Source organism: Brachybacterium phenoliresistens, assembly GCF_039530785.1.
GTDB lineage: Bacteria > Actinomycetota > Actinomycetes > Actinomycetales > Dermabacteraceae > Brachybacterium > Brachybacterium phenoliresistens.
Window position 1 is genome coordinate 115,576 of sequence record NZ_BAAAOW010000004.1, and the last position, 13,321, is coordinate 128,896.

The window sequence follows — 13,321 nt, forward strand, 5'->3', positions numbered from 1 at the left end:
TTCCCGCGAAGGACATCGGGCCAGGTCAACCGCCCCTCGGCCGCGACGCTGACAGCAATGCCCGGCACGGCGGGTGATAGCGTGGCACGGGCCGCCGAGAATGCTTCGCAGGCCCTCGCCATCGCTTCGCGGCATGGTGGATCCCTATCGGACGAAGAATTCTGGTGACATGACACGATTCGTGACCTGGCCGAGGATCGCGATCGCCGGTGCGGTCGTCCTCGCCCTGTGCATCACCCTCGGTCTCACGCGTCCCTGGGAGCGCCCGCAGCAGGGGCCCGCCGCACCCACCGGGACCGCATCGGCCGCCCCCGCGGACATCACCTGCGAGGACGGCGCGCAGCGCCTGGACCAGGTGCTCTCCAGCGGGGCCACCTGGTCCCTGTGCTCGTCGATCGACCCCGACCTCGGTCTGGTCCTCTCGAACATCCACATCACGCCGCCCGGCGCCGAGCCAATCAGCCTCATCGACACGCTGTCGATCTCCCAGCTCGAGGTGCCCTACGACGACGGCGGCCGCAACACGTACGACATCACCGAGGCCGGCTTCGGCGGCATCAAGATGAAGACCCTCGGCGCGGACGTCTGCCCGGGGGACAGGCTGTCCTTCGACATCCCCAACATCGGCGACGGCACCTACGGCAAGACCGAGCGGCGCGAGGTGCTGTGCTCGAGCGTCGTCGACGGCGGAGTCGCCTACCACTCGAGCGACCGGGTGGCGCCGGCGGCGGCCCGCCGCACCGACCTGCAGCTGTTCACGGTCTCGCGGGTCGGCTGGTACGAGTACCTCACCGAGTACACCTTCGGCGCGGACGGCTCCATCGACGTGCAGCTGGGCGCCACCGGCGACCTCTCGCCGGTGGACTACAGCGACGCGGACCACGGATCCGACATCGGTCAGGACGAGCACGCCACCAGCCACTCCCACAACGCCGTGTGGCGGGTCGACTGGGCGCTCGGCGGCCCGAGCGGCATGCAGGTCGAGCAGTACGACGCCGAGCCCACCGGCGAGATGGGGGAGAACGCCCCCATCATCGCGGGATCCCTGACCCGTCTCGAGCATCCCACCACCGCCGACTGGCAGGAGAGGCGCTGGTGGCGGGTGCTGAACCCGGAGGTCCTGAACGAGGACGGGCGCCCGATCTCCTACGAGATCGATCTGGCCGGCACGGACTCGTTCACGTTCGTCGACGAGCAGACGCAGGACGGGGCGCATGTGCACGATGCCGGCGCCGGCTACGACGTCGCGTTCACCAACGCCGATGACTGCCAGATCTACGCGGTGAAGAACGACGGCCCCTGCGGCGACGGGGTCCCCGACTTCGTCGCCGACGGCCAGGGCGAGCCGCTGGACGACGTCGTCTCCTGGGTCGCGGTCGGCTTCCACCACGTGCCCCGGGACGAGGACCAGTCGCCCATGGAGATGCACTGGCAGGGGTTCGGCCTGGTGCCCCGCGGCCTCACCGCGCAGCGCTTCGACCTCCCGGAGGGCCACGAAGAGGTCAACGGGGTCCCCGACAGCGAGTGGCACGAGGAGCCGACCTGAGCCAGTGCCATCGCCTCGGAGCAGCAGGACGCCCCGCCACGGGATGGCGGGGCGTCCTGCTGCTCCGAGGGGAGGGCGGTCGGGACCATCGGACCCCGGGGCACCGGGACCCGGGCATCGGCCCCGGGAACATCGGGACCCGGGCATCGGCCCCCGGGGCTCACCAGTCGTGCATGGTCCCGTCGGACAGGCGGTTGACCGGCAGGTATGCCGGCGAGTACTCGTAGGAGGCGCCGGCGTCCTCGTGGTACTCGACGCCGAGGCCGGGGGTGTCGCCCGGGTGCAGCAGGCCGTCCTGCCAGGTGTACGAGGTCTCGAAGACGGAGAGCGTCTCGTCGCTGTGGCGCATGTACTCCTGGATGCCGAAGTTGTGGATCGCCAGCCCCAGGTGCAGCGCCGCCGCCTGGCCGACGGGGGAGATGTCGGTCGGGCCGTGGAAGCCGGACTTGATCTGGTAGACCGAGGCGAAGTCCATGATCTTCTTCAGGTGCGTGATGCCGCCGGTGTGCGTCACGGCCGAGCGCACGTAGTCGATCAGCTGCTCGGAGATGATGGTCTGGTAGTCCCAGATGGTGTTGAAGATCTCGCCGATCGCGAGCGGCTGGGTGGTCATCGAGCGCACCCGGCGCAGGCCCTCCTGGTTCTCCGCCGGGGTGCAGTCCTCCAGCCAGAACAGGTCGTAGGGCTCCAGCGCCCGGCCCAGCTGGCCCGCCTGGTTCGGCGTCATGCGGTGATGGCCGTCGTGCAACAGCGGGATCTCCGGGCCGAACTCCGCCCGGACGGCCTCGAACACCGTCGGCAGGTGGCGCATGTAGGCGCGGGTGTCCCAGGTCTCCTCCGTCGGCCGCAGGCCGGGGCGGGCGGGCTCGTAGTCGTAGCGGCCCGCCGCGGTCGCCCCGGCGGCGGCGACGCCGTACACCTGGCCCAGGCCGGGCACCGCCGTCTGCACGCGGATCGCCCGGTAGCCCTCCTCCTGGTGCTCGCGGATCGAGTCGAAGATCTGCGGCAGCTCCGCACCCGAGGCGTGGCCGTAGGCGAGCAGGCCGCGCCGCACCGCGCCGCCCAGCAGCTGGTAGACCGGCTTGCCGGCGGTCTTGCCCTTGATGTCCCAGAGGGCGACGTCGACCGCGGCGATCGCGGCCATGGTGATCGGTCCGCGGCGCCAGTACGCGCCCCGGTACAGGTACTGCCAGGTGTCCTCGATCTGCTCGGGGTCCCGGCCGATGAGGATCGGGGCGACGTGATCGCGCAGGTAGGAGGCGACCGACAGCTCGCGCCCGTTCACCGTCGCATCCCCCAGGCCCGTGACCCCGTCCGAGGTCGTCACCTTGAGGGTGACGAAGTTCCGGGTGGGGTTGGTGATGAGGACGTCGACCTTCTCGATCGTGGCCATGGCGGGGGCGCTCCTTCCGAGCGGGGATGACAGGCAGCATCGGCTGATAGCGGGATTGTGTCCGCCTGGTGCCCCGCGCACCACGGGTTGCCAGCAGTTGCATATCCTTCTGGGGGTGTTCGCCCAGGCGGCGGGCGCGAGCGCAGGGAGGCGGAGCGGATGGCGGAGCATCGGGTGACGATCTACGACGTCGCCGCGCACGCGGGCGTGGCCCCCAGCACCGTCTCGCGCGCCTTCTCCCGCCCCGGCCGGGTCAGCGCCGCGACCCACGCGAAGGTGATGGCCTCCGCGAAGACCCTCGGCTACCGCACCGAGGTCCCGGATCTCCAGGAGCGCGAGGGGCAGCAGCATCGGCTCGCGATCGAGATCCCCGACATCACCAACCCCTTCTTCGCCGAGCTCGTCGCCGGCATGCGCGAGGCCGCCCACGACCTCGACTACCTGCTGCTGCTCGTGGACTCCTCGGAGGACGAGACCCGTGAGCGCCGCGGCCTGGAGCGGGCGCTGGAGATCGTCGACGGGTTCATCCTCGCCGGCTCCCGGCTGTCCGATGCGGCGCTCGCGCAGATGACCAAGCGCCTGCCGGTGCTGGTCCTGAACCGCCGGGTGGCCGGGCTGGACTCCCTGACCCCGGACTACGAGCACGGGATGGCGCAGGTCATCGCGCACCTGGACGAGCAGGGCGTGCGCGAGGTCGTCTACGTCGCCGGTCCCGTGAACTCGTGGTCGGACAGCGAGCGCTGGCGGGCGGCACGCCTCGAGGCGCGGGCGCGGGGCATGAGCATCCGGCGGCGGGGCCCGTTCATCCCCACAGCCAGCGGCGGCGAGGAGGCCTTCGACGAGCTGCGCGGCGAGCTGCCCCACGCCGTCATCTGCTACAACGACCTGATCGCCCTGGGGTTCCTGGTCTCCGCGCTGCGGGCCGGGGTGCAGGTCCCGCAGGAGCTGTCGGTGATCGGCCACGACGACATCCCGCTGGCGCGGCTGGTGGGCGGGGGCCTGACCACCGTCGTCTCGCCCAAGCGCGCGCAGGGCCGTGCCGCGGTGGAGCGCCTGACCCGCCGGATCGAGAACCCCTCCTCGATCCGGCTGCCGGTGGAGGGCGCGCTGCCGGTGCGGCTGGTGCCGCGCGGCTCCTCGGGCCCGCGGCAGGTCTGAGCCGCCGCGGCGGCGCTGCGGGACGGCGCACCGTCCGGGCAGTCCTCGCCGCCGCTCAGCGGCCGGGGCTCTCCCCGGCGGCGAGGGAGCGGGCGTCCTCGATGGCGTCGAGGCAGGCCAGGAAGTGCCCGTGGCTGGCGAAGTGCGGGCTGCGCAGGCGCACCGTCCTGCCCCGATGCGTGATGATCGCGGAGTGCACGCCCTGGGAGGACCGCATCGTGATCCGGCGGATGGCGGCGGGGTCGATCTCCACCAGGCGGCGCGAGGACTCCGAGGCCGGAGCCGTGATGCGCTGCGCGGAGACGACGACCTCCCGTCGGCCGGCGAGCACCAGGCGCAGGAACCCGAGCAGGAGCACCAGGCCCAGCACCATCCCCCCGAGATAGAACCAGCGGGCCACGTCCGCGCCGAAGTGCGCCAGGTACAGCGAGATCCCCCAGCCGTGCACGAGCCCCCATCCGCTCGCGCCGAGGAACACCAGCCCCAGCAGGAGACCGCCCACCGCCGTGCGCGCGCTCACCGCATACGCGAATCGCTGCTCCTGCATGATGCTCCTGCCTCGTCTCCGGACCTGCGCGGGACACGGGCGCCGGACCGCCCGGGCCTCGTCGATCGCTGCGGGCCTGCCCCGAACCTACCGAGATGTCCGGTTCCCGGCACGGGCCGCCCGGACCCCGGGACGACCGGCCGCCGGCCCGGCAACCTGCGGCAACACGATGCCCGGCCCGTCCGCCGTCCGGATGATGAGGCCCATGAGCAACGACGCCTTCGTCCCCCATCCGGACCGCCTGCTGCCCCGCGACCCGGCGGTCCGCGACATCGCGCGCGAACTGTACGGACGCATGGCGTCGCAGCCGATCGTCTCCCCGCACGGCCACGTCGACCCCGCCATGCTGGTCGAGGACACGCCCTTCCGGGACCCCACGAGCCTGTTCATCACCCCCGACCACTACGTCACCCGCCTGCTGCATGCGCGCGGCGTCTCCCTCGCGGATCTCGGCGTGGGCCGCGGCCCGCTCGAGGAGGCCGATGCCCGGCGGGCCTGGCGCCTGCTGGCCGAGCACTGGCACGCCTACGCCGGCACGCCCTCGCGCCTGTGGATGGAGCACGAGTTCCATGACGTCTTCGGCATCGAGAAGGTGCTGACCCCGGGCACGGCCGACGAGCTGTACGACTACATCGCCGCGCGGCTGGCACGCCCCGAGTTCCGCCCCCGCGCCCTGTTCGACCAGTTCCGCATCGAGGTCCTCGCCACGACCGACGACCCCGCGGACGATCTGGCGGCGCACCGGGCCCTGGCCGACGACCCGGACTTCGCCGGGCTGGTCGTCCCGACGTTCCGCCCGGACAAGTACCTCGAGCCGGCCCGCGAGGACTTCGCGCAGCTCGCCGACGCGCTCGGCGAGGCCGCCGGCGTGGACACCGGGGACTACGCCGGCTTCACCGCGGCGATGCGGGCGCGCCGCCTGTACTTCCGGGACCACGGGGCCGTGTCCTCGGACCACTCCCATGCCGACGTGGGCACCGCGCGCCTGGACGAGGCCGATGCGGCCCGCCTGTTCGCCCGGGCCCGCGGCGGGTCCATCGACCCGGCCGACGCCCTCGCCCTGCGCCGTCACCTGCTGGCCGACCAGGCCCGCATGGCCGCCGACGACGGCCTGGTCATGACCCTGCACCCCGCCGTGCACCGGAACCATCACCGGGGCACCTTCGAGCGGTACGGCGCCGATGTGGGCGCCGACATCCCCACCGCGGTCACCTTCGTCGACGGCCTCGCGCCGCTGCTGAACGACGTGGGCCTCGCCGAGGGGTTCCGGCTGGTCCTGTTCACCATCGACGAGACCGTCTTCTCCCGGGAGATCGCCCCGCTGGCCGGGTTCTACCCGAGCGTCTACGCGGGGGCGCCGTGGTGGTTCATCGACGCCCCGGACGCGATCCTGCGCTACCGCAGGGCCGTCTCGGAGACCATCGGCTACACCCGCACCAGCGGGTTCATCGACGACACCCGCGCCTTCTGCTCGATCCCGGCGCGCCACGACATGTCCCGCCGCCTGGACGCGCACCATCTCGCGAGCCTCGTCGCGGAGCACCGCATGCGGATCGAGGACGCCGCCGCGCTCGCGGAGACCCTGCCCTCCCAGCACCCCCGCGAGGTCTTCACGCTGCCCGGCGGCGCCCGATGAGCCCCGCCGGCCCGGCGCCGCGTCCGCGCCTGGTCCACCTCGGCATCGGCGCCTTCGCCCGCGCCCACACCCTGGCCTACACCGCCCGCGCCGGTGGCTGGGACGTCACCGCGTTCACCGGCCGCACCCCGACCATCGCGCAGACCCTCACGGCGCAGGGCGGCCGGTACGGCCTGGTGGTGCGCGGCCCCGAGGCCGACGAGGTCGAGGAGATCGGTGTGATCGACGAGGCCTTCCCGGCCGAGGACCTGCGCGCCCTGCGCCGGGTGATCGCCGATCCCGCCACCGCGGTGGTCACCCTGACCATCACCGAGAAGGGCTACGCGGCCGGCACCGACCCGGCGGCATCGGCCCCGGCCCGCCTGGCGCTCGCCCTGCGGGCCCGCCGCGAGGCCGGCGTCGAGGAGCCGATCGCCCTGGTCTCCTGCGACAACCTCGTCGGCAACGGCGAGGTGCTGCGCCAGGCCGTGCTCGCCGCGCTGGATGCCGGGACCCGGGACTGGTTCGACGCCCACGTGGACGTCGTCTCCACCATGGTCGACCGGATCACCCCGGTCGCCGGGGAGGAGGAGATGGCCCTGGCGAGCGCGGAGCTGGGCTTCCACGACCGCGCCACCGTCGTGACCGAGCCCTTCCACGAATGGGTCCTCGAGGACTCCTTCCGCGGCCGTCGCCCCTGCTGGGAGGCCGCGGGCGCGCAGCTGACCGGCGACGTGGCCCTGCACGAGCGGCGCAAGCTGCGGCTGCTCAACGGCGCCCACACCTTCCTCGCCTACGCGGGCCAGCTCGCCGGGCACGAGCGGGTCGACCAGGCCGTCGCGGACCCGGCGGTGCGCACGGCGATGGAGGAGGTCTGGGCCGAGGCCCGCGCGACCCTCGACCTGCCGGAGGCCGAGCTCGACGAGTACACCTCGGCCCTGCTCACCCGCTTCCGGAACCCGCGGCTGGCCGATGCGCTGCTGCGCATCGCGGCCGACGGCTCCGAGAAGCTGCGCGTGCGGATCCTGCCGGTGATCGCCGAGCGCGGCGGTCCCGGGCGCTCCCCGGCGGGCGTCGCCGCCGTGCGCGCCTGGACCGACTGGGTCACCGCCCGCTCCCGGGCGGGCCACCGGATCGCCGACCCGCGCGCCGAGGAGATCGCCGCCGCGGCGGCGCTCGCCGAGGACGGAGCCCGGGTGCGGGCCCTGGTCGCCCAGCTGGGCGAGGAGACCGACCCGGAGGCCCTGACGGCCGCGGTGCTCTCCGCCGGCGCCTGAGCCGCAGCGGGCGCCTGGACTGCAGCAGGCGCCCGAGCCGCAGCAGGCGGCTGAACGGCAGAGGGCGCCGCCGCAGGAGCCCTCCCTCTATCCGGGCACCGCCCCCGGGGCATCTCGTCCCGGGGCGGTGGCCTCCGTCATGTCCGGAGCGTCCGATTCGTCAGGAGAGGGCAAGCCGAGTGCGGCCGATCACCTGCCAGGACCGAAAAATGTCAACGCGACTAAAGCGTTGGTCAAGAACCCTGCACGGTCGGTTCACAGCGGTTGGCACGGCGCTCGCGGGCTCATAGCGTTGTCGAACGACAGCGGACGCCCCGTCCCTCCGACGCGAGGCACCGCCCCAGGACCAGACGCATACGTGACGCAGGACTGCCCGCCTCCCCGCGGACGACAGAGAAGGAACACCGCAGACATGACCAAGCACAACACCCACCGAGCCGCCGGCCGCGCCCGCAACGGTGCCACCCGCTTCGCCTACAAGGGCATCGGTGGCGCAGCCATGCTGGGCACCGTCGTCGTCGGCTCCGCCTTCGCCGCGCAGAGCGCCTCCGCCGCCCCCGCGGCGCCGGCCGCCCCGGCCCCCGCCGAGCTCACCGCGACCGAGGTCTCGACCACCGCGCCCGACCAGGCGCAGGTCTCCACCCTCCTGTCCTCGACCAAGACCCTCTACAAGGGCAAGAGCGGCGAGCGTGTCGAGGCGCTGCAGTCCCTGCTGAACGACGAGGGCGCCAACCTCGAGGTCGACGGCAAGTTCGGCCCGAAGACCGACGCCGCCGTCCGCGCCTACCAGGACGAGAACGACCTGCAGGTCGACGGCCGTGTCGGTCCCGAGACCCGCGGCTCCCTCTCCGGCGGCGTGTCCGTGAGCTCCTCGGACTCCTCCGCGAAGGCCGAGGTCTCCTCCTCGAAGTCCACCAGCGGCGGCTCCATCGTCGACGCGGCCCGCCAGTACATCGGCGTGGACTACGACTGGGCCGGCAGCTCGCCCAGCGGCTTCGACTGCTCCGGCCTGGTGAAGTACGTGTACGGCCAGTTCGGCATCGACCTGCCCCACAGCTCCAGCAAGCAGGCCCACGGCGGCACCCGGATCTCGCAGTCCCAGGCCCAGCCCGGCGACCTCGTCGTGTGGCCCGGCCACATCGGCATCTACGCCGGCAACAACAAGGTCGTCGACGCGGGCTCTTCCAAGGGCTCCGTCTCCGAGCGCACCATCTGGGGCAACCCCTCCTTCGTGACCTACCGCTGATCGGCCGCTGCCCGCGCAGCACCGCCAGCACCACGCACAGGGCGTCCTTCCTCCGGGAAGGGCGCCCTTCGCGCATCCCAGGCCCCGTCGCCGGGACCCGGGCCCCGGATTCCCGTCAGCGAGACCTCTTCGACGGAACCGCGTCCGCCAGCACCTGGCGGCGGGACCCCGTCAGCAGAACTCGGCGGCGCCGCTGCGCGCGAACCACCCCTCACCCTCGCCCTCGACGTCCTCGCCCTCCTCCGGCATCGGCGCCGATCCCAGCAGGCGCCGGGTCAGTGCGGCCCGGGATTCGAGCAGATCCTCGAGGGAGCGCTCGAGGTCCGCGTCCGAGACCTGCACGGAGGTCGCGTCGGCCCCCGCACCCTCCCGCCCGCCGCGCAGGGCGGCGGCGAGGACCGTCCGTCGCATCAGCTCCTTGGCGAAGGACCCGGTCGTCTGCTCAGCACGGTCAGCGGCGGCGTCGAGCGCCGCCTCCGACAGCGGGAGATCCCGCGCGTAGCGACGGAACAGTGCTCGTCGGGTCGCGGCGTCGGGCAGGGGGATCTCCACGGCCAGGTCGACGCGTCCGGGACGCTCCGCGAGCGCCCTCTCGAGCACCTCCACGCGGTTCGTGGTCATCACGAAGGCGACATCGGCATCGGCGTCGAGCCCGTCGAGCGCATCGAGGACCTCGAACAGCAGCGGCTGCGGGGTGAAGCTCCGCTCCATGGCGACCAGGTCCACGTCCTCCAGCACCACCAGGGACGGCTGGAAGGTGCGGGCCAGCTCTGCGGCCTGCGTGATCGCGGCGATGCTGGATCCGGTGAGCACGATGGCCGTGGTCCCGGGGGTGCGGGCGAGGAGGTGGCGCACGGTCAGGGTCTTCCCCGTCCCGGGCGGCCCGTAGAGCAGGACCCCGCGCTTGAGGTGCTGCCCGGCCGCGAGGAGGGCGCGGCGGTGCTCCCCGATCCCGACGACGTGGTCGACCACGCCGTCCAGGATCCCCGGCTCGAGCACGATCTCCTCGGCGGGCACGTCAGGCCGGGGGAGGAAGGTCGCCCCCGCCTGATCGCCGAACTGGGTGGCCTGCAGGGAGAGGACCTTCCCTCGCAGCACGCTGCGCTCGATCATCAGCCGGCGCAGCGCGGAGAGGAACCGGGACGAGGCGTCCTGGTCGGCGCTGATGACCTCGAGCGCCGCCTTCTCCCGGCCGTACTGCGGCGCGGCACCCCGCTGGGCGATGGCCAGCGGGATCCCGTCGAACTCCAGCAGGCGGATCCCGAAGGACACCGCGCGGCGTTCCTCGCCCGGCCCCGTCGCCCGCGGCTCGTAGGCGACAGGACCCTCCGCGAAGCGGGTGTGCGGGTTCGCGATGAGCTCGGAGAGCGAGCAATGATGGCGCTGCTCCCCGCCGCCGACGCCGACCACCCTCCCTCCGTCCCGGACCGTGATCTCGTCGAGAGCGATGTCCGCATCGACGAATCGGTGATCGTCGATCTGCTCCGTCGTGACGGCGAGGGTGCTCGCGTCGGCGCCGAGGTGCTCGCTGAGCAGGAGGCCGAGCGGCGTGCGCGCGCCCTCGGCCTCCCGTTCGGCGGCCTTCTCGGCCCGCTTCAGATACGCGGCGACCGCGAGCAGCAGTTCCTTGTCGATGTCCTCGGGCATGAAGCGTCCTCCCCATCGGGCGCGGGCGCGTCCCCCGCGCCCGTCCGGTCCATCGTAGGCACCGGACGGGACGGCCGACGCCTCAGGGCAGGCGGTTCGCCGTCGCGAGGTTCGCGCGCAGCTCCTCGGCGTCCTGCCGCACCACGTAGGCCGGGCGATCGCGCTCGACCCGCCAGGACTCGCTGAGCGGGCTCACGTCCACCGCGTCGAAGCCCAGCTCGTCGTACAGACGCGTCACAAGCTCCACGGCCTCGGGGCTGTCGCTCGAGACCGCGAGAGCGCGCCGGCCCGGGGTCCCCGCGGGCGCGGTGTCGGTGAGGATCTCCGCAGCGGCGATGTGGTTGAACGCCTTGACCACGGTGGACTCGGGCAGGTGCTCCTGCAGCATCTGCGAGGTGGTGGTCTCCCCGGCGTCCAGCGCCGGGATGCGCCCGTCCCGCTCGTAGTAGTAGTTGTTGGTGTCCAGCACGATCTTCCCGGCCAGCGGCTCGACCGGGATCTTCGAGATGGCGTGCAGGGGCACCGTCACCACGACGATGTCCCCGGCCGCGCCGGCCTCCTCCGCCGTGGCGGCGCGGGCCTTCGGCCCCAGCTCCGCCACGAGCTCCGCGAGCGTCTCCGGCCCCCGCGAGTTCGCGATGACCACGTCGTACCCGGCGCCGATGACGGCCTTCGCGACCGCACTGCCGATGTTGCCTGCTCCGATGATTCCCACTGTCGTCATGTCCGCTGCAACGACGCATCGGGGCAGAGGCTTCCCGTGTGACGGCGGATGACGGGCCGGCGCAGGTCAGCAGGCGTGTCGTCGCTGCCGGGGGCACCGCCGCGGCGGGGCCGTCAGCGGGCGTCCAGCGGCCTCGAGAGGTCGATGGTGACGCCCGAAACCTCGTCCACGCGGACGCAGGCGGAGCGCTCGCCGAAGTCCATGTCGGTGGGCGGACGCACCTCCCGGGCACCGCGGCCGGTCGCTGCGGCGAAGTCCGCGTCGACATCGTCCGAGGCCAGGTGGATCACGAGACCCTGGGTCGTCGGCTCCCCGGCGGCGGGACGGTTGATCCACAGGGGGATCCCGGCGGGAAGGCGCAGGGCCGCGAAGGCCCCGTAGTCGCTCTCGATCTCCCACCCGAAGATCCGCTGCAGCGCCTGCGCCGCGGCGGACGGGGCCTCCAGGGCGATGGTCAGGGCACGGATGGAGGTCATGCGGCGTCTCCTTCGACGAGGCGTTCTATCCGGGCCGGTCCCCACCGGAGCGGCCCGTCCCCACGGGAGCGGCCCTGCCCGCCGGACGGCCGATGGTCGCAGCGCCCGAGGAACGGGCCCTGCTGCCGGTTTCGGGCCGCCGGCCCCGGCGTCGCCGCACGTCCCCGCGATGCCACGCGTCTCGGCACGGCCGCGCCTCGCGGCACACCGGGATCGCATCCCGGCATGCCACAGCTCAGACGGGCGGGACCCGCTCGAACACGAGGCGATGCACCGCGCCGCTGCTGGACGGCGAGGACTCCGAGACCAGCCGGTAGCCGCGCTCGCGCGCTCCCTGCTCGACGACCTCCCGCGGGGCGGAGGTGTGGTGCACGGTGATCTCCGCCTTCTCCCGACCGTCGAACACCTCGTCGAAGAGGGCCGGCGCCTCCCGCAGGGCCTGGCGGCGGGCCCGGTCCGTCATCAGGACGACGAGGACGACGACCGCTGCCCCGACGGGGGAGAGCGGGATGGCGATCAGCGCCAACAGCACCAGCAGCGACTCCATGGGGTGAGCGTGCCACGAGATGCCCCCGGCCCGGCAGGGCCTCAGGCCGGTCGCGGGCCCGGCCCCCCGGCCGGTCGCGGGGCGGCCCCGCGGGGCATCGGCGCGCCGGGCAGCGGGCGGCGGCGCGGGATCCAGCAGCGCACCTGCGAGCGGTACATCTCGTAGGGGGCGCCGAAGCGCTCGGAGAGGTCGCGCTCCTCGTGCGGGCGCACCAGCAGATGCCAGATCGCCCCGCCGGCGAGGGCGTAGGCGACCACCATCCACGACCCGGCGACCATGCCGACGGCCACGGCCTGGCCGACCCCGGACACGGCCATCGGGTTGCGCACCCAGCGGTAGGGGCCGGCGATCACGAGCGCGCGCGGCATCGCCGAGGGCAGCGGGGTGCCGCGGCCCAGGGTGGACATGACATAGGCGGCCCACAGCCCCAGCGCGCTCGCGCCGATCAGCACCAGCGCGCCGGCGGCCGTGATCGACCAGGAGGCGATCGACCAGGCCAGAGCCGCCCCGTCGGTCGAGCCGTCGGGGAGGGTGAGATCCAGGCGCCATCGGCGCTCGAGCAGCACCACCGGCAGGGGGATGATCGCGAGGAACAGCGGCCAGAACACGAGGATCTGGGCGAACGTCGCGGCGAGATGCTCGCGCCGATCCCGTCGCGGCGCGGAACGGAAGGCCAGGGGGCCGATGAGCACGCGCTCCGCGGGGAGGCGCCCGTGGAGCACCACCACGCCCGCGAGGACGCTCGCCACGGTCGCCGCGATCATGAGCACGGCGCCCGCCCCGGCCGAGGTCGTCACCGTCGCGTACACGGCCATGCCCAGCGCGACCAGCGCGGTCCAGCCGAGGACGACGGGCACGGCCCGCCGCACGTCCAGCGCCACCAGCGCCGAGCCGAGCACGAAGAGCAGGACGTCCGCGATGGCGATCGGCAGGGCGGGCAGCTCGCCGAGGGTCGCGGTGCGGACGCCGGGGACGGTCGCGACGCCGAGCCACCACAGGGCACCGGCCACGGACTGCAGGGCGAAGTAGGCGCGGGCCGTCCGGCGCGGGGTCATCGGCCCCACGAGCGGAACCTCGTGCACCGTGCGGCTGGCCCTGCTGGTCATCTCATCGCCCTCCCGATGGTGCCATCGTACGACCGCGGG

12 protein-coding genes are annotated in these 13,321 nt (G+C 73.3%); 5 read left to right on the forward strand and 7 right to left on the reverse strand.

What is annotated here, in order from left to right; genetic code table 11:
• Nucleotides 1-169 precede the first annotated feature (169 nt).
• Entirely contained in the window at nucleotides 170-1,546 is a 1,377-nt protein-coding gene (locus tag ABD234_RS10835) for a copper amine oxidase (protein WP_344356032.1), read from the forward strand.
• A 160-nt stretch (nucleotides 1,547-1,706) separates the two neighbouring features.
• On the opposite strand, the gene manD is transcribed toward ABD234_RS10835, so the two are convergent.
• Nucleotides 1,707-2,939, reverse strand: a complete 1,233-nt coding sequence (gene manD, locus ABD234_RS10840; protein WP_038372742.1) for a D-mannonate dehydratase ManD — start codon at nucleotides 2,937-2,939, stop codon at nucleotides 1,707-1,709.
• Nucleotides 2,940-3,098: 159 nt separating this feature from the next.
• Between manD and ABD234_RS10845 the strand changes: the two genes are divergently transcribed.
• Entirely contained in the window at nucleotides 3,099-4,097 is a 999-nt protein-coding gene (locus ABD234_RS10845; RefSeq protein WP_038372741.1) for a LacI family DNA-binding transcriptional regulator, read from the forward strand.
• A gap of 55 nt (nucleotides 4,098-4,152) precedes the next feature.
• Here the strand turns inward: ABD234_RS10845 and ABD234_RS10850 are convergent, their stop codons facing one another.
• Nucleotides 4,153-4,644: a hypothetical protein gene (locus tag ABD234_RS10850; protein WP_038372739.1), complete on the reverse strand. Its 492-nt coding sequence runs from the start codon at nucleotides 4,642-4,644 to the stop codon at nucleotides 4,153-4,155.
• 205 nt (nucleotides 4,645-4,849) lie between these two features.
• Here ABD234_RS10850 and uxaC point away from each other — a divergent pair, with 205 nt between their 5' ends.
• The 3 genes from uxaC (at nucleotide 4,850) to ABD234_RS10865 (ending at nucleotide 8,782) form a co-directional block, all read left to right on the forward strand.
• On the forward strand, nucleotides 4,850-6,280 hold the full coding sequence (uxaC, locus tag ABD234_RS10855; RefSeq protein WP_344356038.1) for a glucuronate isomerase: 1,431 nt from the start codon (nucleotides 4,850-4,852) through the stop codon (nucleotides 6,278-6,280).
• Nucleotides 6,277-7,536 (forward strand): mannitol dehydrogenase family protein, encoded by a 1,260-nt coding sequence (locus tag ABD234_RS10860; RefSeq protein ID WP_344356040.1) that lies wholly within the window; start codon nucleotides 6,277-6,279, stop codon nucleotides 7,534-7,536. The genes uxaC and ABD234_RS10860 overlap by 4 nt, the downstream gene beginning before the upstream one ends.
• Nucleotides 7,537-7,948: 412 nt before the next feature.
• Nucleotides 7,949-8,782: a C40 family peptidase gene (locus tag ABD234_RS10865; protein ID WP_344356042.1), complete on the forward strand. Its 834-nt coding sequence runs from the start codon at nucleotides 7,949-7,951 to the stop codon at nucleotides 8,780-8,782.
• Between the two features lie 171 nt (nucleotides 8,783-8,953).
• Here ABD234_RS10865 and ABD234_RS10870 read toward each other — a convergent pair whose 3' ends face one another.
• The 5 genes from ABD234_RS10870 to ABD234_RS10890 all read right to left on the reverse strand — a co-directional run bounded on the left by ABD234_RS10870 (nucleotide 8,954) and on the right by ABD234_RS10890 (nucleotide 13,282).
• Entirely contained in the window at nucleotides 8,954-10,429 is a 1,476-nt protein-coding gene (locus ABD234_RS10870) for an AAA family ATPase (protein ID WP_344356044.1), read from the reverse strand.
• 82 nt (nucleotides 10,430-10,511) lie between these two features.
• Nucleotides 10,512-11,153: an NADPH-dependent F420 reductase gene (locus ABD234_RS10875; protein WP_344356046.1), complete on the reverse strand. Its 642-nt coding sequence runs from the start codon at nucleotides 11,151-11,153 to the stop codon at nucleotides 10,512-10,514.
• A gap of 113 nt (nucleotides 11,154-11,266) precedes the next feature.
• Nucleotides 11,267-11,629, reverse strand: coding sequence for a VOC family protein (locus ABD234_RS10880; protein WP_344356048.1), 363 nt, complete (start codon nucleotides 11,627-11,629; stop codon nucleotides 11,267-11,269).
• A gap of 235 nt (nucleotides 11,630-11,864) precedes the next feature.
• Nucleotides 11,865-12,176: a hypothetical protein gene (locus tag ABD234_RS10885; RefSeq protein ID WP_344356050.1), complete on the reverse strand. Its 312-nt coding sequence runs from the start codon at nucleotides 12,174-12,176 to the stop codon at nucleotides 11,865-11,867.
• Nucleotides 12,177-12,217: 41 nt separating this feature from the next.
• Nucleotides 12,218-13,282 carry a methyltransferase family protein gene (locus ABD234_RS10890; protein WP_344356052.1) on the reverse strand — a complete coding sequence of 355 codons (1,065 nt, stop codon included), beginning with the start codon at nucleotides 13,280-13,282 and terminating at the stop codon, nucleotides 12,218-12,220.
• Nucleotides 13,283-13,321 lie beyond the last annotated feature (39 nt).

Coding starts and splice junctions, on each gene's coding strand:
- ABD234_RS10865 (WP_344356042.1), top strand. CDS start 7,949: ATGACCAAGCACAACACCCACCGAGCCGCCGGCCGCGCCCGCAACGGT.
- ABD234_RS10890 (WP_344356052.1), bottom strand. CDS start 13,282: ATGACCAGCAGGGCCAGCCGCACGGTGCACGAGGTTCCGCTCGTGGGG.
- ABD234_RS10885 (WP_344356050.1), bottom strand. CDS start 12,176: ATGGAGTCGCTGCTGGTGCTGTTGGCGCTGATCGCCATCCCGCTCTCC.
- ABD234_RS10875 (WP_344356046.1), bottom strand. CDS start 11,153: ATGACGACAGTGGGAATCATCGGAGCAGGCAACATCGGCAGTGCGGTC.
- uxaC (WP_344356038.1), top strand. CDS start 4,850: ATGAGCAACGACGCCTTCGTCCCCCATCCGGACCGCCTGCTGCCCCGC.
- ABD234_RS10880 (WP_344356048.1), bottom strand. CDS start 11,629: ATGACCTCCATCCGTGCCCTGACCATCGCCCTGGAGGCCCCGTCCGCC.
- ABD234_RS10860 (WP_344356040.1), top strand. CDS start 6,277: ATGAGCCCCGCCGGCCCGGCGCCGCGTCCGCGCCTGGTCCACCTCGGC.
- ABD234_RS10850 (WP_038372739.1), bottom strand. CDS start 4,644: ATGCAGGAGCAGCGATTCGCGTATGCGGTGAGCGCGCGCACGGCGGTG.
- ABD234_RS10845 (WP_038372741.1), top strand. CDS start 3,099: ATGGCGGAGCATCGGGTGACGATCTACGACGTCGCCGCGCACGCGGGC.
- ABD234_RS10835 (WP_344356032.1), top strand. CDS start 170: ATGACACGATTCGTGACCTGGCCGAGGATCGCGATCGCCGGTGCGGTC.
- manD (WP_038372742.1), bottom strand. CDS start 2,939: ATGGCCACGATCGAGAAGGTCGACGTCCTCATCACCAACCCCACCCGG.
- ABD234_RS10870 (WP_344356044.1), bottom strand. CDS start 10,429: ATGCCCGAGGACATCGACAAGGAACTGCTGCTCGCGGTCGCCGCGTAT.